Annotated in this window: 21 protein-coding genes; 10 read left to right on the forward strand and 11 right to left on the reverse strand. The window is 71.3% G+C overall.

What is annotated here, in order from left to right; genetic code table 11:
* The first annotated feature begins 63 nt into the window (after positions 1-63).
* Positions 64-441: a F0F1 ATP synthase subunit epsilon gene (locus QOL88_RS27115; protein ID WP_031104205.1), complete on the forward strand. Its 378-nt coding sequence runs from the start codon at positions 64-66 to the stop codon at positions 439-441.
* A gap of 130 nt (positions 442-571) precedes the next feature.
* On the forward strand, positions 572-1,018 hold the full coding sequence (locus tag QOL88_RS27120) for a DUF2550 domain-containing protein (protein WP_097220606.1): 447 nt from the start codon (positions 572-574) through the stop codon (positions 1,016-1,018).
* Positions 1,019-1,118: 100 nt separating this feature from the next.
* Here the strand turns inward: QOL88_RS27120 and QOL88_RS27125 are convergent, their stop codons facing one another.
* From QOL88_RS27125 to QOL88_RS27135, 3 genes are all read right to left on the reverse strand, one after another.
* Positions 1,119-2,942, reverse strand: coding sequence for a glycoside hydrolase family 18 chitinase (locus QOL88_RS27125; protein ID WP_097220608.1), 1,824 nt, complete (start codon positions 2,940-2,942; stop codon positions 1,119-1,121).
* Between the two features lie 124 nt (positions 2,943-3,066).
* Positions 3,067-3,708, reverse strand: a complete 642-nt coding sequence (locus QOL88_RS27130) for a response regulator (protein ID WP_097220610.1) — start codon at positions 3,706-3,708, stop codon at positions 3,067-3,069.
* Positions 3,705-4,898 (reverse strand): sensor histidine kinase, encoded by a 1,194-nt coding sequence (locus QOL88_RS27135; protein ID WP_097220613.1) that lies wholly within the window; start codon positions 4,896-4,898, stop codon positions 3,705-3,707. The genes QOL88_RS27130 and QOL88_RS27135 overlap by 4 nt, the downstream gene beginning before the upstream one ends.
* 152 nt (positions 4,899-5,050) lie before the next feature.
* On the opposite strand from QOL88_RS27135, the gene QOL88_RS27140 reads away from it, so the two are divergent.
* Both QOL88_RS27140 and QOL88_RS27145 read left to right on the forward strand, forming a co-directional pair.
* Positions 5,051-5,635: a hypothetical protein gene (locus QOL88_RS27140; protein WP_097220616.1), complete on the forward strand. Its 585-nt coding sequence runs from the start codon at positions 5,051-5,053 to the stop codon at positions 5,633-5,635.
* Positions 5,632-5,820 (forward strand): DUF5708 family protein, encoded by a 189-nt coding sequence (locus QOL88_RS27145; protein ID WP_097220619.1) that lies wholly within the window; start codon positions 5,632-5,634, stop codon positions 5,818-5,820. Before QOL88_RS27140 ends, QOL88_RS27145 begins: the two co-directional genes overlap by 4 nt.
* A gap of 94 nt (positions 5,821-5,914) precedes the next feature.
* Here the strand turns inward: QOL88_RS27145 and QOL88_RS27150 are convergent, their stop codons facing one another.
* Genes QOL88_RS27150 through QOL88_RS27160 form a run of 3 tightly spaced genes read right to left on the reverse strand, consistent with a single transcriptional unit; the run spans position 5,915 to position 8,043 of the window.
* Complete coding sequence (locus QOL88_RS27150; RefSeq protein ID WP_097220622.1) at positions 5,915-6,487, reverse strand: cob(I)yrinic acid a,c-diamide adenosyltransferase; 573 nt, start codon at positions 6,485-6,487, stop codon at positions 5,915-5,917.
* Between the two features lie 19 nt (positions 6,488-6,506).
* On the reverse strand, positions 6,507-7,250 hold the full coding sequence (locus tag QOL88_RS27155; RefSeq protein WP_097220624.1) for an ABC transporter permease: 744 nt from the start codon (positions 7,248-7,250) through the stop codon (positions 6,507-6,509).
* Positions 7,251-7,260: 10 nt separating this feature from the next.
* On the reverse strand, positions 7,261-8,043 hold the full coding sequence (locus QOL88_RS27160; protein WP_097220627.1) for an ABC transporter ATP-binding protein: 783 nt from the start codon (positions 8,041-8,043) through the stop codon (positions 7,261-7,263).
* Between the two features lie 79 nt (positions 8,044-8,122).
* On the opposite strand from QOL88_RS27160, the gene QOL88_RS27165 reads away from it, so the two are divergent.
* From QOL88_RS27165 to QOL88_RS27180, 4 genes are all read left to right on the forward strand, one after another.
* Positions 8,123-8,764, forward strand: a complete 642-nt coding sequence (locus QOL88_RS27165) for a TetR/AcrR family transcriptional regulator (RefSeq protein WP_097220629.1) — start codon at positions 8,123-8,125, stop codon at positions 8,762-8,764.
* Between the two features lie 126 nt (positions 8,765-8,890).
* Entirely contained in the window at positions 8,891-9,739 is an 849-nt protein-coding gene (locus QOL88_RS27170; RefSeq protein ID WP_097220632.1) for a 3-hydroxyacyl-CoA dehydrogenase family protein, read from the forward strand.
* Positions 9,740-9,888: 149 nt separating this feature from the next.
* On the forward strand, positions 9,889-10,212 hold the full coding sequence (locus QOL88_RS27175) for an STAS domain-containing protein (RefSeq protein WP_030246483.1): 324 nt from the start codon (positions 9,889-9,891) through the stop codon (positions 10,210-10,212).
* Positions 10,213-10,479: 267 nt separating this feature from the next.
* Positions 10,480-12,978 (forward strand): ATP-binding protein, encoded by a 2,499-nt coding sequence (locus QOL88_RS27180; protein ID WP_097220634.1) that lies wholly within the window; start codon positions 10,480-10,482, stop codon positions 12,976-12,978.
* A 68-nt stretch (positions 12,979-13,046) separates the two neighbouring features.
* Here QOL88_RS27180 and nucS read toward each other — a convergent pair whose 3' ends face one another.
* Positions 13,047-13,718, reverse strand: a complete 672-nt coding sequence (gene nucS, locus QOL88_RS27185) for an endonuclease NucS (RefSeq protein WP_179878974.1) — start codon at positions 13,716-13,718, stop codon at positions 13,047-13,049.
* A 252-nt stretch (positions 13,719-13,970) separates the two neighbouring features.
* Here nucS and QOL88_RS27190 point away from each other — a divergent pair, with 252 nt between their 5' ends.
* Positions 13,971-14,363, forward strand: coding sequence for an SCO5389 family protein (locus QOL88_RS27190; RefSeq protein ID WP_030246492.1), 393 nt, complete (start codon positions 13,971-13,973; stop codon positions 14,361-14,363).
* A gap of 82 nt (positions 14,364-14,445) precedes the next feature.
* On the opposite strand, the gene QOL88_RS27195 is transcribed toward QOL88_RS27190, so the two are convergent.
* Positions 14,446-15,474, reverse strand: a complete 1,029-nt coding sequence (locus tag QOL88_RS27195) for an LLM class flavin-dependent oxidoreductase (protein ID WP_097220638.1) — start codon at positions 15,472-15,474, stop codon at positions 14,446-14,448.
* A 263-nt stretch (positions 15,475-15,737) separates the two neighbouring features.
* Here QOL88_RS27195 and QOL88_RS27200 point away from each other — a divergent pair, with 263 nt between their 5' ends.
* The gene (locus tag QOL88_RS27200) at positions 15,738-16,070 is read left to right on the forward strand and encodes an Rv1322 family protein (RefSeq protein ID WP_097220641.1); all 333 of its coding nucleotides are present in this window, start codon (positions 15,738-15,740) and stop codon (positions 16,068-16,070) included.
* A 6-nt stretch (positions 16,071-16,076) separates the two neighbouring features.
* Here QOL88_RS27200 and QOL88_RS27205 read toward each other — a convergent pair whose 3' ends face one another.
* From QOL88_RS27205 to QOL88_RS27215, 3 genes are all read right to left on the reverse strand, one after another.
* Positions 16,077-16,973, reverse strand: coding sequence for an ABC transporter permease (locus tag QOL88_RS27205; protein WP_097220644.1), 897 nt, complete (start codon positions 16,971-16,973; stop codon positions 16,077-16,079).
* On the reverse strand, positions 16,970-18,331 hold the full coding sequence (locus tag QOL88_RS27210; RefSeq protein ID WP_097220646.1) for an ABC transporter ATP-binding protein: 1,362 nt from the start codon (positions 18,329-18,331) through the stop codon (positions 16,970-16,972). The genes QOL88_RS27205 and QOL88_RS27210 overlap by 4 nt, the downstream gene beginning before the upstream one ends.
* A gap of 121 nt (positions 18,332-18,452) precedes the next feature.
* Positions 18,453-19,223 carry an ABC transporter permease gene (locus QOL88_RS27215; RefSeq protein WP_097220649.1) on the reverse strand — a complete coding sequence of 257 codons (771 nt, stop codon included), beginning with the start codon at positions 19,221-19,223 and terminating at the stop codon, positions 18,453-18,455.
* Between the last annotated feature and the right edge of the window lies 1 nt (position 19,224).

The raw sequence follows: 19,224 nt of genomic DNA on the forward strand, positions 1-19,224 counted from the left end.
CGCCTACTAGACTTGTAACCAACACCCGGCACTCCCGCCGGGTGGTGACCCGAGGAGCCACTCTTGGCTGCTGAGCTGCACGTCGCGTTGGTCGCGGCCGACCGTGAGGTCTGGTCCGGCCAGGCCACCCTGGTCGTCGCGCGCACCACGTCCGGCGACATCGGCGTCATGCCCGGTCACCAGCCGCTGCTCGGTGTGCTGGAGTCGGGCCCGGTGACCATCCGTACGAGCGAGGGCGGGACGGTCGTCGCCGCTGTGCACGGCGGATTCATCTCGTTCGCGGACGACAAGCTCTCACTCCTGGCGGAGGTCGCCGAGCTGTCGGACGAGATCGATGTCCAGCGCGCGGAGCAGGAGCTCGAGCGTGCGAAGGCGGAGGACGACGCGGACGCCCAGCGCCGCGCGGACGTCCGTCTGCGGGCTGCCACGGCGGCGCGCTGACCCCATCCGCCGTGTGATGACGTCACTCAGCCGCGGCTGGGTACCGGAGAGATCCGGACCCAGCCGCGGCTGAGGCGGATGTGGGTGATTTTTACGTTCCGTTACCTAGGAGACGAGGAGGTCGGTGTCGATGGTCCTCGCTCTGACTGTGTGCGGAATCGTGGTGGCCCTCGTGGTGGTGGGCCTGTTCGTCTTCGGGCTGCGCCGCCGGCTGATCCAGCGGTCGGGCGGCACGTTCGACGCCAGCCTGCGCTGGGACGCCCCTGCCGAGGGTGACACCAACGGCAAGGGCTGGGCGTACGGGGTGGCCCGCTACAACGGCGACCGGGTCGAGTGGTACCGCGTCTTCTCGTACTCGCCGCGTCCGCGCCGCGTCCTGGAGCGTTCCGCGATCGAGGTGGCCGGCCGCCGCGTCCCGGATGGCGAGGAGGAGCTGGCGCTGCTCTCCGACCATGTGATCCTGGCCTGTCTGCACCGGGGCACGCGTCTCGAACTCGCGATGAGCGAAGACGCGCTGACCGGTTTCCTCGCGTGGCTTGAGGCAGCCCCGCCCGGACAGCGGGTGAACGTGGCGTAGCCACGTTCACCCGCTGGGTGGGGGTCCCCCCGGACGAAGTCTGGGGGAGCGTCAATGTCGCCTAGAGTCCAAGACCCTTCGAACTTCTCTGTGACGCGGCCTACTTCAGGCCGCTGTCGATCGCGGTCGCCAGCTCTCCGTTCGCGGTGTCACCGCTGAACTCCCAGAAGAACGCGCCGCCCAGACCCTGGTTCTTGGCCCAGCTCATCTTGCCCGCGATCGTGGCCGGGGTGTCGTACGACCACCAGTTGCTGCCGCAGTGCGCGTACGCCGTGCCCGCGATGGTGCCGGTGGCCGGGCAGGAGTTCTTCAGGACCTTGTAGTCCTCGATGCCCGCCTCGTACGTGCCCGGAGCCGCGCCGGTCGCCGATCCGCCCGGGGCGGACTGGGTGACGCCGGTCCAGCCGCGGCCGTAGAACCCGATGCCGAGGAGCAGCTTCTTCGCGGGGACGCCCTTCGCCTTCAGCTTGGCGATCGCGTCGGCCGAGTTGAAGCCCGCCTGCGGGATCCCCGGGTAGGACGTGAGCGGGGAGTGCGGGGCGGTCGGGCCGTCCTTGTCGAAGGCGCCGAAGTAGTCGTACGTCATCACGTTGTACCAGTCGAGGTGCTGGGCGGCGCCGCCGTAGTCGGCCGCGTCGATCTTGCCGCCGGAGGAGCCGTCGGCGGTGATGGCCGCGGTGACCAGGTAGTTCGGGCCGAACTCGGCGCGCAGCGCCGACATCAGGTTCCTGAAGGCGGCGGGGCCGGAGGTGTCGCAGCTCAGCCCGCAGGCGTTCGGGTACTCCCAGTCGATGTCGATGCCGTCGAAGACGTCGGCCCAGCGCGGGTCCTCCACGACGGCCTTGCAGGACTTGGCGAACGCGGCGGCGTTGGCCGCGGCCTGGCCGAAGCCGCCGGAGTAGGTCCAGCCGCCGAAGGAGTACAGCACCTTGATGTGCGGGTACTTGGCCTTCAGCTGGCGCAGCTGGTTGAAGTTTCCGCGCAGCGGCTGGTCCCAGGTGTCGGCGGTGCCGCTGACGGACTGGTCGGCCGTGTAGGCCTTGTCGTAGGCGGCGTAGGTGTCGTCGACGGTGCACTGCCCGTTCTTGACGTTGCCGAAGGCGTAGTTGATGTGGGTGATCTTCGACGCCGTGCCCGAGGTCACCAGGTTCTTGACGTGGTAGTTGCGGCCGTAGACGCCCCACTCGGTGAAGTAGCCGAGCTTGACCTTGTCGCCGGTGGGCGGCTCGGTGGTGCCGCCGGTGGTGCGGACCCGGACGGCGCCGCTGACCGGGCCGGTCTGGTCGGCGGTGTCACGGGCCTGGACGGAGTAGGAGTAGTCGGTTCCGGCGGTGAGGCCGGTGTTGGTGTACGAGGTGCCCGTCACGGTCGCGACCTTGGCGCCGTCGCGCAGGACGTCGTAGTTCTTGACGCCCTTGTCGTCGGTGGCGGCGGACCAGGACAGCTTCACCGAGGTGTTGGTGATGTCCGAGGCGGTCGGGGTGCCCGGGGCGCTCGGCGCGCTGTCGCCGGGTTCCGTGGTGCCGCCGTCGCAACTGCCGCCGTTGAGCTTGCAGTTCGCGGGGGAGCCGGTGCCGCTGCCGTTGAAGCCGAAGGAGAGGGAGGCGCCGGGGGCGAGGGTGCCGTTCCAGGACTTGTTCTTCGCGGTCCAGTGGGTGCCGGAGGAGGTGACGTCGGCGTCCCAGGCGGAGGTGACGGAGGTGCCGGAGGGGAAGTCCCACTCGACGGTCCAGGAACTGAGGGTCGTGGTGCCGGTGTTCTTCACCGTCCACTTGCCCTCGAAGCCGGAGCCCCAGTCCTGGGTCTTGGCGTAGGAAGCGGTGGCGGACGTCGCGGCCTGGGCAGGGCTCGCCAGGCCGACGAGGCCGGCCAGCGGGAGCAACAGGGTCGCGAACCCTGCCGCGGCTCTGTGTCTGAAGCGCATGCTGCGCCTCCTTGATGGAGTTGTGGGGGCGTGACTGAGCCTCACGCCCACTCATGGTGCGGTGAGAATAGGAAGGTCTGGACCACCGGTCAATAGGTCTGGACCACCACGGCCCCCGAGCGGGTCAGATCCCCAACTCCTGAGCCAGCACCGCCGCTTGTACACGACTGCGCAGCTCCAGCTTCCCCAGCAACCGGCTGACATGGGTCTTCACGGTCGCCTCGGCCATGTCCAGCCGCTCCGCGACGCCCGCGTTGGACAGGCCCTCGCCCAGGCAGGCCAGCACCTCGCGTTCGCGCCGGGTGAGCCGGTCCAGCACGGCCGGATCGGCCGCCGGCCCGCGGGCGGGCTTCGCGGCGAACTCCGCGATCAGCCGCCGCGTGACCGCCGGGGCGATCAGCCCCTCCCCGCGCGCGACCGTCCGCACCGCCTCCAGCAGCTCCCTCGCCTCGGTGTTCTTCAGCAGGAAACCCGACGCGCCCGCCCGCAGCGCCCCGAAGACGTACTCGTCGAGGTCGAACGTGGTCAGCACCAGCACGTCGGCGAGCCGCTCCGCGACGACCTGCCGGGTCGCCGACACCCCGTCCAGGCGTGGCATCTGAACGTCCATCAGCACCAGGTCCGGCCGCAGCTCCCGGGCCAGCGCCACCGCCTGCTCGCCGTCCGCGGCCTCGCCGACCACCTCGATGTCGGGCGCGCTGCCCAGGATCAGGACCAGGCCGGCGCGGACGGCGGACTGGTCCTCGGCGACCAGGACGCGGATCATGCGGTGTCTCCTTCGACGGTGTCGTGCACGGGGAGGGTGGCGCGTACGGCCCAGATCTTGCCGTCGGGCGAGTCCTCGGGGCCCGCCTCGAAGGTGCCGTCGAGCAGCGCGGCGCGCTCCCGCATGCCGACCAGACCGGCGCCCGAGCCGGGGGCGCCCGGCCCGTCCCGGTCGCCGTAGGGACTGGTGATCCGGACGGTCAGCACGCCGTCGCGGCGGCCGAGGCACACCGCGACGCGGCCGGGGCCGGCGTGCTTGAGGGCGTTCGTCAGGGACTCCTGGACGATGCGGTAGGCGGCGAGCTCGACCGGCGCCGGAACCTTGCCCTGTGCGGCTTCGAGGGTGACGTCCAGGCCGTTGGTACGCGCGTTGTCGACCAGCGTGCCCAGTCCGTCGAGGGTGGGTGCGGCGACGGGCTCGGTGTCGCCGCTGTCGTCCCGGAGGATCCCGATCAGCCGCCGCATCTCCGCGAGTCCCGCCACGCTGTTCTCGCGGATGACCACCAGCGCCTTCTGGGAGGTCTTCGGATCCTCCAGGGAGAGGGCGGCGGTGGAATGGATGGCGATCGCGGACAGGTGGTTGGCGACCATGTCGTGCAGCTCGCGTGCCATCCGGGCCCGTTCGGCGGTGACGGCCTGGGTGCGGTCCATCTCGGCGAGCAGCGCGGTCTGTTCGGCGCGCAGCCGGGCCGCCACGGCGGCGTCACGGTGATTGCGGACGATCAGTCCGGTGGCGGCCGGTCCGAACGCCACGATGCCGGTGACCACGCCGATCAGCAGCGCCTCGGGCTCACGCCAGACCGCGAACGGCACGACGGCTCCGGCCACGGTGAGCAACCCGGTGATCCGGGGGATGCGGTGGGCCGAGGCGGGCGGGCCGTACAGGACGGCCGCGTACATCAGGTCCGTGTACATCAGGATCGTGACCAGGTTGCCCTGGGTGAAGACGTCCAGGACGATCGCGGCGGTGCCGACGATCAGGGCGGTGCGCGGGGACGTCCGCCGCAGCAGCTCGCAGCCGGCCATGACGAACAGCGGCAGCAGCACCGGCCAGCGGCCGGGCAGCAGCACGTACACCTCGGTGGCCAGGCGGGTGGCCAGACCGAGCGCCCACAGCAGCAGCCCGCCGAGCAGACTGCCCAGGGCGACGTACACGTCGAAACGGCGTGGGCGGGGGAGTCGTACGGCCATGCCACCATCCAACACGGCCGCCACCCGCATCGCGTGATCCCCGGGGAGGGTCCCCGACTGCATCTTTCGATGTACCGCGGGTTCGTCAGTCGCGACGACGATTCCGGCCGCGCCGACCGGGAGCCTGGAAGGGTGACCGAGAGGAGCGAACCGTGATCGTCGCCTTGATCGCCGCCTGCGAGATCGGCTTCTGGGTGCTGCTGGCCGCCGGACTGGCCACCCGTTACCTGCTGAAGATGCGGCGCACGGGCCTGGCGCTGCTGCTGTGCGAGCCGCTCCTGGAGGTCGTCCTGCTGATCGCCACCGCGCTGGACCTGAAGAACGGCGCGGAGCCGAACTGGGCGCACGGTCTGGCCGCGCTGTACATCGGCTACACCGTCGGTCACGGCCACCGCACCGTGAAGTGGCTCGACGGCCACGCGGCCCACCGGCTCGGCGGCGCCCCGCCCCCGCCGAAACCCCCGCGCTACGGCATGGCCCGGGCGCGCCACGAAGGCGCGATCTGGCTGGGCACGCTGACCGCCGCCGTCGTCGCGACCGTGCTGCTCCAGCTGGCCATCTGGTACGTCGACGACCCGAGCCGCGTCACCCCTCTGGAGAGCTGGCGCTGGGTGGCCTGGCGCACGGCCGGGATCCACGGCCTGATCGCGCTGAGCTATGCGATCTGGCCGCGGCGGGCCCCAGCTGGGCAGCCCGAGGTGTCACTGGAGAAGGAAGAGGAAGGGGTGCGCCGATGAGCCGGGGGCGCCGGAATCTCCAGGAGGGCATCGTCACCTTCGCAACGGGCCTGGGGCTGTGGCTGTTCGCCGGTGACGTGGACGTGCCCCTGGTGACCCTGACGAAGACGGGGGTGGTGCTGATGTGCGTGGGCGGTGCGCTCGCCGCGGCGGGTCTGTGGCAGGCGGCACGCCGGGGGCCCTGAGTGCCGCCTGCCGCGTGCAGGTCCGTCGTGGCCGGTCGCGCCCACGCGGCGGAGCCGCATATCGAATCAGCCCCGCGCCCCCTTCGGGGCGCTTCTACCGCTCCCCGCCCGGCACCCACAGCACGTCCCCGACCTCCTTGTTCGCCGTCCTCGCGAGGATGAACAGGAGGTCGGACAGGCGGTTGAGGTAGGTCGCCGTCAGGGGGTTCATCACCTCGGCGTGGACCTCCAGCGCCGCCCACGTCGAGCGTTCGGCCCGGCGTACGACCGTGCAGGCCTGGTGGAGCAGGGCCGCGCCGGCGGTGCCGCCGGGGAGGATGAAGGAGCGGAGCTTCTCGACCTCGGCCAGGAAGCGGTCGCAGTCCGCCTCCAGCTTGTCGATGTAGAACTGCTCGACCCGCAGGGGCGGGAACTCCGGGTTCTCCACCACCGGCGTCGACAGGTCCGCGCCCACGTCGAAGAGGTCGTTCTGGACGCGGGTGAGGACCGTGACGATCTCCTCGTCCAGGCCGCCCAGCGCGATGGCCGTGCCGATCGCCGCGTTCGCCTCGTTGGCGTCGGCGTACGCGGAGATCCGCAGGTCGGTCTTGGCGACCCGGCTCATGTCGCCGAGGGCGGTGGTGCCCTGGTCGCCGGTCCTGGTGTAGATGCGCGTCAGATTGACCATGTGGCCAGCGTAGTTTCGCTCAGGCGGTTCGGAACACGCGTGTGCCCACTGTCACGGACAGCGCCGTGAGACCGACGGCCACCAGCGCGCCGTAGAGCATGTGGGGTGTGGCGTAGCTGCCGACGAACGCGTCCCGCACCGCGTCCACCAGATAGCGGAACGGCATGAGGTGCGAGAGGGCGTCCAGCCAGGCCGGTCCCAGGGTCATCGGCAGCATCAGGCCCGACAGCAGCATGGACGGCATGGTCAGCGCGTTGATCGCCGGGCCGAAGCTCTGCGGGGTCTCCATCCTCATCGCCAGCGCGTACGACAGGGCGGCCAGCGAGAGCGTGAGCAGGGCGACGAAGGCGAAGCCGATCAGCACCCCGGCCAGGGGTGCCCGCAGGCCCATCACCACCGCCGCCAGCACCAGCAGCACGGCCTGGAAGACGAACACCGTGGCGTCCCGCAGCACCCGGCCGAGCAGCAGGGCCAGCCTGCTGACCGGGGTGACGCGCATGCGCTCGACCACGCCGTGGCCCTTCTCGATGATGATCGAGAAGCCCGCGAAGGACGCCCCGAACAGGCCGAGTTGGAGCAGCAGCCCGGGGACGAGCACCTGCCAGGAGCTGCCTGTCGCGCCGAGCGGCAGGTCCGTGAGCAGCGGGCCGAAGAACAGCAGGTACAGCAGCGGCATGAGCACGCCGAAGAGCAGCGCGAAGCGCGAGCGCAGTGACTGGCGGAGGTAGCGCCCGTAGACGAGGGCGGTGTCGTGCAGCAGCATTCCGGGACTCCTATACGGCTACGGGGGCGGCGTCGGCCGGCGCGGCGCTGCGGCCTGTGATGGCGAGGAACGTCTCCTGGAGCGAGGCGTCGAGGGAGCCGCCGTAGCGCAGCTTCAGCGCGCTCGGGGTGCCCTCGGCGACGACCACGCCGTGGTCCACGACGACCAGCCGGTCGGACAGGGCGTCGGCCTCGTCGAGGTAGTGCGTGGTCAGAAAGACCGTCGTGCCGTGCTCGTCGCGCAGCCGGCGCACCAAATCCCACAGGTCGGCACGGCTGCCGGGGTCGAGACCGGTCGTCGGCTCGTCCAGGAACAGCACCTTCGGGCGGTGGGTGAGCGCCATCGCGATGTCCAGCCGCCGCCGCTGACCGCCGGAGAGCGCGCCGCACTTGCGGTCGAGGAGCCCGGTGAGGTCCAGGTCGCGGGCCAGTTCCCCGGCGCGCTCGACGGCCTGCGCCCTGGTCAGCCGGTACAGCCGCCCCTGGGTGACCAGTTCCTCCCGCACGCTGATCTGCGGATCGACCCCGCCGGACTGCGCCACGTAGCCGCAGGCCCGCCGCACCCCGGCCGCGTCCGTCGCCAGGTCGCATCCCGCGACGGTGGCGGCGCCGCCGGTCGGTGCCAGCAGGGTCGTCAGCATCCGCAGGGTCGTCGTCTTGCCGGCCCCGTTCGGCCCGAGGAAGCCGAGGATCTCGCCCTCGCGGACGGTCAGGTCGATCGAGCGGACGGCCTCCACGGGGCCGTTCTTGGTCAGGAAGGTACGGGCCAGCCCGGCCGTACTGATGATTGCCATGACCCCAGAAAAACAGAGCCTCTTAAAGTTTGCAATGACCCCAAGTTTTCAGAGCCCCCAGGGAAGCTAGGATTCGGACATGGCTGAGGGGCTCAGGGAACGGAAGAAGCGCGAGACCAGGCAGCGCATCTCGGACATCGCCACCGGGCTCTTCCTGGAGCACGGGTTCGTGACGGTGACGATCGCCGACGTGGCGGACGCGGCCGACGTCTCCGTGAACACCGTCTACAACTACTTCCCGGCCAAGGAAGACCTCTTCTTCGACCGCTCCCAGGGGGTCGTCGACCGGCTCTCGCGCTGGGTGCGCGGCCGGGACGCGGGGGAGTCGGCCGCCCGGGCGGTACTGCGCGAGCTGCGCGCCGAGATCGAGGCCGTCTCGCCCCGTGTGGGCCTCATCGAGGGCTACGACCGTTTCATGCGCTGCATCGAAGAGGCACCACCGCTGCGCTCCCGGCTGTGGAGCATCCAGCAGGAGCTCCAGGACCACCTGGAGGCGACTCTCCGCGAGGAGACCGGCGCCACCGCCGGCGACCCGCTGCCCGGGCTGATCGCCGGTCAGATCTGCTGGGTCCACGGCACCCTTTTCGTCGCGATCGGCCGCGAGATGGTCAAGGGGCGCAACCCGGACGAAGTGTCACGGGAGATGCTCGTCGTTCTCGACGACATCGAGGAGCTGTTGAGCGAGAAGGTGCTCAACTACGCCGTACGAGGCGCCGCGTGACCCCTCCCGGTGTGATGTCCGTCATGTGAGACGTGACGCGCATTACTTACTGGTCACACAGCCCCTCACGAGCGCTAGTGTCCGGCCGGGAAGCAGACATAAGCAGCGCGTCAGGGGAGTCGCACAGTGGCACGGAAGCTCGCCGTCATCGGAGCCGGCCTCATGGGATCCGGCATCGCCCAGGTCTCCGCACAGGCGGGCTGGGAGGTGGTCCTGCGGGACGTCACCGACGAGGCACTGACGCGGGGCACCGACGGCATCAAGGCGTCGTACGACAAGTTCGTCGCCAAGGGCAAGCTGGAGGCGCACGACGCCGACGCCGCCCTGGCCCGCATCACCGCGACCACCGACCTGGACGCCGCGGCCGACGCGGACGTCGTCGTCGAGGCCGTCTTCGAGAAGCTCGAGGTCAAGCACGAGATCTTCCGTGCGCTCGACAAGATCGTGAAGGACGACGCGGTCCTCGCCTCCAACACCTCCGCCATCCCGATCACCAAGATCGCGGCGGCGACGGAGCGCCCGGAACGGGTCGTCGGCACGCACTTCTTCTCGCCGGTGCCGATGATGCAGCTGTGCGAACTCGTCCGCGGCTACAAGACCAGCGACGAAACCCTCGCCAGGGCCCGGGAGTTCGCCGAGTCGGTCGGCAAGACCTGCATCGTCGTCAACCGCGACGTCGCCGGCTTCGTGACGACCCGTCTCATCTGCGCCCTGGTCGTCGAGGCCGCGAAGCTGCAGGAGTCGGGCGTGGCGAGCGCCGAGGACATCGACCTCGCCTGCAAGCTGGGCTTCGGTCACGCCATGGGCCCGCTGGCGACGGCGGACCTGACGGGCGTCGACATCCTGCTGCACGCCACGAACAACATCTACACCGAGTCCCAGGACGAGAAGTTCGCGGCCCCCGAGTCGATGCGCCGGATGGTTGACGCCGGTGACATCGGACGCAAGAGCGGGCAGGGCTTCTACAAGCACTGAAACCGCACATGCCCCGGGCCCGTCACACGCCAGGGTGAATTCGGTATCGGTTCGCTTACAAGAAGCAACCTCTGACACCTCCACACAGTCAGAGGTTGCATCACCCACATCAGAACGCGGAGCACGATTCGCACGCACGGGGAGCGCATATGTACATCAGGGGCGACCACGCCGAGCTGGTCGTCGGGGGCCGCCTCGACGTCCGGAGCGCGGCGGACGCCCGTACGGTCCTGCACTCGGCCGTCGACGACGGAGTCGGAGACCTGGTGCTGGACCTGTCCGAACTGGACTCCTGGGACGCCACCGGACTGGGCGTGATCATGGGAGCCCACCGGCGGGCCGGCCGCTGCGGCCGCCGCCTGGTGCTGCGCGGAGTACCGCCGCAGATGCAGCGCCTGCTGGTGGCCACCCGCCTGCACCGGATCCTGGCGATCGAGGGCGGCATCGGGGTGGAGACCCTTCCCCGCGTGTGACGCCTCCGGCGGGTGTGAGCCGGGCGACCGGGGAGACCCGGACGCACGTCGCCGAATCGTGCGACGCGCACAATCCTCACGAGACCGTGACGTTACGGACGCCGCGGTACCCCGGACTGTCGTAGATACTGTGCGAAGGTTTAGGGTTCGGCTGCCCGCTGCCTTGACACCCTTCGAGCGGGACCGGACCAGAAGCGACAGCGCGGTGTGCAGCAAGGCCGGGAGGGGCTTTTCCAAGCACACACACGCTTTTGGGGGGCTTGACCTATGGATCCTGACAACCAGGGACCCGAGGAGTACGGCCACGACGGTGACGGCCCCGCGCCGCGCCAGCGCCCTCCCAGGGAATCCCTCACACCCGACTTCGCGCAGCACGCGCCGGCGCTCGCCCGCACCGTGCAGCTCGTCACCGGCGACTTCCTGCTGACCGTCAACCCCGTCGACGGCAGCGAGATAGAGGCCTGCCCGCCCACCGAACGGCCCGCCCGGCCCGTCAAGCTCACCGCTGCCGAACGCGCCGAGGCCGAGCGGGCGGCCCGCCCGCCCGTTCCGCCCGGCCCCGCGGTGCCGGCCCTGCCGCTGCTGGCCCGCCAGGACGAACGCGAGCGCCTGGTGCGCCTGCTCGCCCGCGGCCGCTCCACCCGCCTCATCGGCGCGCCCGGCTCCGGCCGCACCCGCCTGCTCGACCTCGTCGCCGAGGACTGCTTCGACCTCGCCCCCGACGGCGTCGTCCGCCTCAACGGCTTCGGACGCACCTCCGGCGACCTGCTGTACGACCTGTTCCACGCGGTGTACAGCGCCCCCCTGCACCGCCCGGACCGGGACGAGCTGCTCACCCACGTGCGGGAGATCGGCGCGGTCGTCGTCCTCGACGACCTGGAGTTCGGCGGCGCCGCGCTCGACGAGCTGCTGGAGGCCACCCCCGAGTGCGCCTTCCTGCTCGGCGTCACCCCGGACGTGCCCGCCCCCTCCGCCGGCGCCGGCGTCGAGGAGGTCCTCCTCGGCGGACTGGAGCGCGCCGCCGGCCTCGACCTGCTGGAACACGCCGTGGGCCGGACCCTCACCGAGGACGAGTCCAACTGGGCGGGCGACCTCTGGTTCGAGTCCGAGGGCCTGCCGCTGCGCTTCGTCCAGGCCGGTGCCCTGCTCCGGCAGCGCGACCGGCTGCGCGCCGGCACCGGCGCCGTCGACGAGTTCGGTGTCTTCGAGGCCGCGCCCCCGGCCGACCCCGCCGAGGCCTACGACCTCGGCGACGACGTGCCGCTGCCCGCGCTCGGCGAGGCCGCCGCGCCCGCGCCGCTGCTCGCCTCCCGGCTGAGCGCCTCCGCCCGCGCCACCCTGCGGTTCGCCGTCGCCCTCGGCGGCGAGGTCCCGCACCAGGCGCATCTGCCCGCCCTGGTCGGCGACACCCACGCGGACGCCGCCCTCGGTGAACTGGCCGCCTGCGGCCTGGTCTCCCCGGTCGGCTCCCGCTACCGCCTCGCGGCCGGCGTCCCGGCCCAGCTGGAGGCCGCCGGGTACGCCGACGAGGCCGCAGCCGGCGCCCGCAGCGCCGCCCAGCACTACTCCTGGTGGGCCGGGCACCCCTCGGTCACCCCCGAGCGGGTGTGCGCCGAGGCCGACGCGGTCCTCGCCGCCCTGGCCCTCCTCGGACCCGCCACCCGGCCGCCCGCCGAGGGCGAGGAGAGCGCGGCCGTGCACCTGGCCCGCACCGCCGCCCCCGCGTTCGCCGCCGGACTGCACTGGAGCGCGTGGGAGCGCGCCCTGCGCTCCGGCGCCGAGGCCGCCCGGCTCGCCGGGGACGTCGGCGAAGAGGCCTACTTCCACCACGAGCTCGGCGTCCTCGCCCTGTGCGGGGGACAGCTCGACCGGGCCCGTGCCGAACTGGAGGCCTCCATCGGCCTGCGCGGCGCCCTCGCCGACAAGCGCGGCACCGTCGCCGGCCGCCGCGCCCTCGCCCTGGTCGCCGACCGCTCGGGCACACCCATCGGGCTCGGGCCGACCGCCGGGGAGGAGGTGCCCGACACCCGTGACGAGGAGTCGGCGTCCCCGCCCGGCGGAGTTCCGGCGGCCTTCCCGACGCTCCAGAAGCCGCCCTCCCCGACCCTGGTCACCCACCGCAGCTCGCCCGCGCCCTCGCGGGGGGCCCGCGGCGGCCTCAAGGGCCTCGCCCGGCGCAACCTCGTGGCCGCCGGCGCCGGTGCCCTGCTCGTGGCCGTCCTGGGCACGGTGGTGACGCTCGGCGCGACCTCCGACAACGACGCGAACCCGCCGGCCGACCAGGTCGGCGTCAACCCTTCGGCCAGCCAGGACATCAACGACGGCAGCCTCGGCGCCGACCGGCCGGCGAACGACGGCGACGGTGACAACGGCGAGCCGGCCCCGCGCCCGACGGACCCGGGCCCCGACGGCACACTCGGCACGTCGGACGACCCGACACCGACGAACTCGCCGAGCGGTTCGCAGGACCCGAGCGCTTCGGCGTCGCCGTCGAAGCCGCCGACGTCCTCGAAGCCGCCCACGTCCAAGCCGCCGGCGACGTCGAAGCCGCCGACCTCCAAGCCGCCGACGTCGAAGCCGCCGACGTCCGAGCCGCCCACCTCGGAGCCGCCGACATCCGAGCCGCCCACCTCGGAGCCGCCGACGACCAGCCCGTCCACCTCCGACTCGGCCAGCGGCCCGGCGCCCAGCGCTCCCACGAGCACCTCGGCGAGCGCGCCGCAGAGCAGCACCGGCACGCCGAGCAGCCCGGAGACGGTGATCTGACACCCCTGCACACGAACAGGGCCGGGTCCGTTCCGCGGACCCGGCCCTGTACTTCGTCGTAGGGGCTGTCAGAACAGCCGCAGCTTGTCGTCCTCGATGCCCCGCAGCGCGTTGTAGTCGAGGACCTGGCAGCCGATGCCGCGGTCGGTCGCGAGGACGCGGGCCTGGGGCTTGATCTCCTGGGCCGCGAAGACACCGCGCACCGGGGCGAGATGGGGATCGCGGTTCAGCAGTTCCAGATAGCGCGTGAGCTGCTCCACGCCGTCGATCTCACCGCGCCGCTTGATCTCCACCGCGACGGTCTTGCCGTCGGCGTCCCGGCACAGGATGTCGACCGGCCCGATGGCCGTCGGGTACTCGCGGCGGATCAGCGTGTAGCCGTCGCCGAGTGTCTCGATGCGGTCGGCGAGCAGCTCCTGGAGGTGCGCTTCCACGCCGTCCTTGATCAGGCCGGGATCGACGCCCAGTTCGTGCGAGGAGTCGTGGAGGACTTCCTCCATCGTGATGATGAGCTTCTCGCCCGCCTTGTTGACGACGGTCCAGACGCCCTCCTGTTCGCCGGTGCCCTCCTTCAACGTGCAGGGCGGCGACATCCAGTTCAGAGGCTTGTAGGCCCGGTCGTCGGCGTGGATCGAGACGCTGCCGTCCGCCTTCACCAGGATCAGGCGCGGGGCCGAGGGAAGGTGGGCGGTGAGCCGCCCGGCGTAGTCCACGGAGCAGCGGGCAATGACGAGACGCATGGTCGGCAACGCTACTCGACGGGCACCTGTCCACGCGATTCGCCCTGGAAAACACGTGTTCGGTAATGGCCGATTGTGAGCATGGTGTGCTCAGCGGGAGTGTCTCATCTGCGCATTTTCCTGGTGCGGTCACCGTACGGTGCTTACCGTATGAACGGGAGGTCGCGGTGCGTGTACGCAGCGTGTCCGGTGTCGCGAACTCCCCTATCTGTCCGGCAACCCCTGCTCGTCGGGGGTGCGAGAGGAGAACTCATGTCGCTCGACGTCTCACCGGCCCTACTCGAACAGGCCGAGCGAGGCGAGGTCGACGAAGCGGAATTCGTCGACTGCGTCCGGACCTCCCTGCCCTATGCGTGGGAGATGATCAGCTCACTGGTGGCCCAGCTGAAGGTGGACGGCGGCGCGTTCGCCGACAACCAGACGCCCCCGCCGGACGAGCAGGCACGCGGTCAGCTGCTGCGTGCGCTTGCGAGTGACGCGATACGCGGCGCGCTGCAACGGCACTTCGGTGTGCGCCTGGCCTTCCAGAACTGCCACCGGGTGGCCGTGTTCCCGCTTGACTCCTCGGTCGACGAGAAGCTGGGCCGCTTCACCTCGGTCCGCAGTCAGGTGCTGAACCAGTCACCCGAGTTCAGGGACTGCTGACGCGGCGCCACTGCTTGCCGCTCCGTACGCGGGAGGTGCAGTTCTGTACCGGAGCGGCAAGCCCCAGGAATCCACCATGCCCTCAGACGAGTTGGGGGAGCACCTCGGCGCCCAGCCGCCGCACGTTCTCCTCGGTCGCCGCCAGGTCCCCGGAGCCCTCGACGAGCAGCGCGAAGCGGGAGATGCCCGTCCGCTCGCTGGTCGCCGCCAGCCGGTCCGCGCACAGCCGCGGAGTACCCACCGGGTGCAGTCCGCAGAGCAGTTCGGTGTACGCCAGCGGGTCGCGCATCCGGCGCGTGCGCCCGTCGACCGTGACATGCGCCTCCAGGCCCTGCTTCAACCAGCCCGGCATCGCCTTCATCAGCGTCTCCGCCGCGTCGACCCGCCGGTCCCCGATCTGGCAGACGCCGGCCGAGACATGGGACGCGCCCAGGATCTCCTCCGGGGACCGGCCGCAGGCCCGCGCGTGCTGCCGCCACAGCGCGACCATCTCGGCCTTCTCCTCGTCCCCCACGTGCATCCCGAGCAGCATCGACAGACCCCGCTCGGCGGCGAGCCGCACGCTCGCGGGCGAGGTGCAGGCCACGACGACCTCGGGCCCCCCGGCCTCCGTCAGGGCCTCCGACGGCCGCGGCACCACCGGGACTTCACGGAAACGGAAGCGCTCCCCGTCGGCCGCCACGGACGACTCGCGCAGCCACCGCACCAGAAGCTCCAGGGACTCCGGGAACCCCTTCTCGTACGCCTCCAGCCCCGCGCCGAACACCTCCAGGTCGACCCAGGGGCCGCCGCGCCCGACGCCGAGCGTGAAACGGCCGCCGCTCGTGTGGTGCAGCAGCGCGGCCTGTTCGCCGAGGGCCACGGGGTGGACGGTGGGCAGCACACTGACCGCCGTGCCGACCCGGATGCGGCGGGTGCGGCCCAGCAGTAAGGCGGCCAGGGTGATGGCCGACGGGCACGTGCCGTACGGCACGAAGTGGTGCTCGGCCAGCCAGACCGTGTCGAGCCCGGCCTCCTCGGCCACCTCGGCCGAGCGGACCGCGCGGTGCAGCGCCTCTCCCTCGCCCTGTCCGGGGAACTGGGCCGCCAACACGAAACTTCCAACGCGCATGCTTTCCTGCTTCCTTGGCTCCGACACGGAGCTCCCCCACAGCGCATAACCGTCCGACACGTGCCGAGGACACGGCCGGGCGGAGCGTTTTGCGGATTGTCTGCAGAATGGGGCGTTCCGCCAGGAGCAAGGGGAGGGCACCCGGGGTGAGCCCGCCGAGCCCGCGAGGGACATATGGCGATTGGTTCCGTACGCGTACCCGCGTGCGCGCCGCGTAGGCTGGACGCGGCCCGTGCTTCCTGTATAGCCCCGAGAGGTGTCCCGTGTCCCCGCGTCGCAATCGGCCCAAGGGCGCCGCTGAATCCGGCCGGAGCGTCGAGGACGACCGTCCCGGCCGCTACGGCGGCTGGCAGTCCTCGGAGCACTGGCAGGGCGAGAACTGGAGCGTGCGGCACGTGGCCGGCGCGAGCGCGCAGGGCAAGTCGTACCGCTGCCCCGGCTGCGACCAGATGATCCCGGACGGGGTGCCGCACGTGGTGGCCTGGGCCGAGCACACGGGCGTCGACGACCGCAGACACTGGCACAAGGCCTGCTGGAACGCGCGGGACCGCCGCACCCCGGGGGTGCAGCGGTCCCGTAACGCGCCGAGGTTCTGACGCGACTCAGACGTCCCGCTTCTCCTGCAGCGCGTAGGCGCCGGCGAACGCGACGGCCGTGGCGCCGAGGATGATCCACAGCGGGTCCCAGCCGGACGGGCCGGACTGGCCGAGGGAGTTGGCGTAGAAGACGCTGAGCTGGTTCGGGATCGAGTACTCGAACAGGGCATCGCGCACGCCCTGCAGCGACTCCGAGAACATGAACAGCGCGATCACCAGCGGGGCCAGCACGGCGCCGATCATGATCGTGATGGCGCCGGCCGAGTGCCGGATGATCGAGCCGACGAGGAGCGAGAGCAGGCCGAGCAGCGCGATGTAGAGCGAAATGCCGACCGTGCCCTTCAACCACTCACCGCCGGTGGGGTCCTTGGCGCCGTTGCCCTCCAGCATGGCCACGTGCAGGAAGGCGACGAGGGAGCCGGCCACCAGCGTCACCACGAACGCGACCAGGAAGAACACGATGGCCTTCGCCGTCAGCACGCGTCCGCGGCTCGGGCACGCGACCATCGTGGTGCGGATCATGCCCGTGCCGTACTCCGAGGCCGTCGTCAGCACGCCGAGCGTGATGATGCACATGCTGCCGAGCAGCAGCCCGAAGAAGCCGAGGGACAGCGCGTTCTGCCCGGACAGGTCCGAGGTGGAGCTCGAGCTCGACACCACGATGCCGGTCAGCAGACCGATGCCGACGACGAGCAGGACGAACACGCCGAGCGTCCACATCGTGGAGCGCACCGACCTGATCTTCGTCCACTCGGAGGCGATGGCGTTGCCGAGGTGCGTGCGCACGACCGGGATCGGTGAGGTGTAGCCGGGGCCGTTGGGGCCGCCGGGGTGCGGGGCGGAACCGGGAGCCGCCTGCCAGGCTGGCGCGGCCTGCGGCATCTGGGACTGGGGGCTGCTCATCGGGCGTCCTCGGGCTTGGTCAGGTCGGAGGTCGGGGCGGCGGGCTGGGCGGCGGGGGCCGCGGGCGCCTGCGGTGCGGGCGCGGCGGGCGCCGGGGCGGACTGGCCCGCGGAGGGCTGCGGCGCGGGCTGCGCGGTGCCCTGCGGCGCCTGGGGCGCGGGCTGGGCGTACGGGTTGGGCGTTCCCGCGCCGGGGGCGCCAGGGGCGCTCGGAGTGGCACTGGGAGCGCTGGGCGCGCCGTGAGCCCCCGGGGCGCCGTACGGGCCCGCCGGAGCCTGGCCCGGTGCGCCGCCCGGTGCGCCCTGCGGCGGCGCGGGGAACGGCCGGCCGTCCTGCTGGGGCGGCGGCGGGGCGTACCAGCCCGGCTGGCCCTGTCCGGGCACCGGCATCGGCGGCTGCGCGCCGGGCGGCAGCGGCTGCTGGAGGCCTTCCTTCTGGTCGATCGTCGAGCGGTAGTCGACGGCGCCCTGCGTCATCCGCATGTACGCCTCCTCCAGGGAGGCCTGGTGCGGTGACAGCTCCCACAGCCGTACGTCGGCGGTGTGCGCGATGTCGCTGATGCGGGGGAGGGGCAAGCCGGTCACCCGCAGCGCGCCGTCCTGCTCGGGCATGACGTGCCCGCCCGACTCGGTGAGCGCGGCCGACAGCTTCTCGCGCTGCTGCGGCTCGGTGTCGGGCGTGCGTACGCGCGCGAAGTCCGCGGAGTTCGCCGAGATGAAGTCGGTCACGCTCATGTCGGAGAGCAACTGGCCGCGCCCGATGACGATGAGGTGGTCGGCGGTCAGCGCCATCTCGCTCATCAGGTGGGAGGAGACGAAGACCGTACGGCCCTCCGCCGCCAGCGCCTTCATCAGGTTGCGGACCCAGTGGATGCCCTCGGGGTCGAGGCCGTTGACCGGCTCGTCGAACAGCAGCACCTGCGGGTCGCCGAGCAGCGCCGCGGCGATGCCGAGCCGCTGCCCCATGCCGAGGGAGAAGCCCTTGGACCGCTTCTTGGCCACGTCCTGCAGACCGACGACCCCGAGCACCTCGTCCACGCGCCGGGCCGGGATGCCCGACAGCTGGGCGAGGGACAGCAGGTGGTTGCGGGCCGAGCGGCCGCCGTGCACCGCCTTGGCGTCCAGCAGGGCGCCGACCTGGCGGGCGGCGTTGGGCAGCCTGCGGTACGGATAGCCGCCGATCGTCACCTGCCCGGCGGTCGGATTGTCCAGGCCGAGGATCATCCGCATCGTCGTCGACTTGCCCGAACCGTTCGGCCCGAGGAAGCCGGTGACGGCTCCGGGCCGCACCTGGAAGGAAAGGTTGTGCACAGCGGTCTTGTCGCCGTAGCGCTTCGTCAGGCCGACTGCTTCGATCATGCTCCGCACCCATCGCAAGGTTCAGGACAGCGGGGCACACGCCCCCGTAAGGGTTAGGAGGATATCGAGGCGCTGACGGTTCCGCCCAAGAGGAGGTAAAAGGTCGGCCGAGTCCGTCCCTCTAGGCGTCGCGCTTCTTCAGCAGCACGTAGCCGCCGATCAGCACCGCCAGCACCCACAGCCCCATGATCCCGAGGCCGCCCCACGGTCCGTACGGGGTGTCGTCGTCGATCGGCGTGACCACCTGCATGATCTTGCTGCCGGCCTGGTCGGGGAGAAACCGGCCGACCTTCTTCGTCGCGTCGACGTTGCCCAGGATGTTGGAGATCAGGAAGAAGAACGGCATCAGGATGCCCAGCGAGAGCATCGGCGAGCGCAGCATCGCGGCGACGCCCATGGAGAACATCGCGATCAGCGCCATGTAGAGGCCCCCGCCGAGCACGGCCCGCAGCACCCCCGGGTCGCCGATCTCCGCCCGGTGCGAGCCCAGCATCGCCTGCCCCAGGAAGAAGGCGGCGAAGCTGGTGACGAGACCGACCAGCAGGGCCAGCCCACTGGCGACCGCGATCTTGCTGAACAGGAAGGAGCCGCGCTGCGGCACAGCGGCCAGCGAGGTGCGGATCATGCCGGTGCTGTACTCGTTCGACACGACCAGCACACCGAAGACGATCATCGCGAGCTGACCGAGACTCATCCCCGCGAAGCTGATGAACGTCGGGTCGAACTCCGCCCGGTCCTGCGTGTTCATCGAGTCGAACTCGTTCTTCGACAGCGCCGAGATCAGCATGCCGAGAGCGACCGTCACGACCACCACCAGCGAGAGTGTCCACACCGTGGACGCCACCGACCGGATCTTGGTCCACTCCGACCGTACGACCTGTGTCACCGCCATG

This window comes from Streptomyces sp. Ag82_O1-12, from assembly GCF_900182715.1.
Classification (GTDB): Bacteria; Actinomycetota; Actinomycetes; order Streptomycetales; family Streptomycetaceae; genus Streptomyces; species Streptomyces massasporeus.

Coding starts and splice junctions, on each gene's coding strand:
- QOL88_RS27120 (WP_097220606.1), top strand. CDS start 572: ATGGTCCTCGCTCTGACTGTGTGCGGAATCGTGGTGGCCCTCGTGGTG.
- QOL88_RS27125 (WP_097220608.1), bottom strand. CDS start 2,942: ATGCGCTTCAGACACAGAGCCGCGGCAGGGTTCGCGACCCTGTTGCTC.
- QOL88_RS27130 (WP_097220610.1), bottom strand. CDS start 3,708: ATGATCCGCGTCCTGGTCGCCGAGGACCAGTCCGCCGTCCGCGCCGGC.
- QOL88_RS27135 (WP_097220613.1), bottom strand. CDS start 4,898: ATGGCCGTACGACTCCCCCGCCCACGCCGTTTCGACGTGTACGTCGCC.
- QOL88_RS27145 (WP_097220619.1), top strand. CDS start 5,632: ATGAGCCGGGGGCGCCGGAATCTCCAGGAGGGCATCGTCACCTTCGCA.
- QOL88_RS27150 (WP_097220622.1), bottom strand. CDS start 6,487: ATGGTCAATCTGACGCGCATCTACACCAGGACCGGCGACCAGGGCACC.
- QOL88_RS27155 (WP_097220624.1), bottom strand. CDS start 7,250: ATGCTGCTGCACGACACCGCCCTCGTCTACGGGCGCTACCTCCGCCAG.
- QOL88_RS27160 (WP_097220627.1), bottom strand. CDS start 8,043: ATGGCAATCATCAGTACGGCCGGGCTGGCCCGTACCTTCCTGACCAAG.
- QOL88_RS27165 (WP_097220629.1), top strand. CDS start 8,123: ATGGCTGAGGGGCTCAGGGAACGGAAGAAGCGCGAGACCAGGCAGCGC.
- QOL88_RS27175 (WP_030246483.1), top strand. CDS start 9,889: ATGTACATCAGGGGCGACCACGCCGAGCTGGTCGTCGGGGGCCGCCTC.
- QOL88_RS27180 (WP_097220634.1), top strand. CDS start 10,480: ATGGATCCTGACAACCAGGGACCCGAGGAGTACGGCCACGACGGTGAC.
- nucS (WP_179878974.1), bottom strand. CDS start 13,718: ATGCGTCTCGTCATTGCCCGCTGCTCCGTGGACTACGCCGGGCGGCTC.
- QOL88_RS27190 (WP_030246492.1), top strand. CDS start 13,971: ATGTCGCTCGACGTCTCACCGGCCCTACTCGAACAGGCCGAGCGAGGC.
- QOL88_RS27195 (WP_097220638.1), bottom strand. CDS start 15,474: ATGCGCGTTGGAAGTTTCGTGTTGGCGGCCCAGTTCCCCGGACAGGGC.
- QOL88_RS27205 (WP_097220644.1), bottom strand. CDS start 16,973: ATGAGCAGCCCCCAGTCCCAGATGCCGCAGGCCGCGCCAGCCTGGCAG.
- QOL88_RS27210 (WP_097220646.1), bottom strand. CDS start 18,331: ATGATCGAAGCAGTCGGCCTGACGAAGCGCTACGGCGACAAGACCGCT.
- QOL88_RS27215 (WP_097220649.1), bottom strand. CDS start 19,223: ATGGCGGTGACACAGGTCGTACGGTCGGAGTGGACCAAGATCCGGTCG.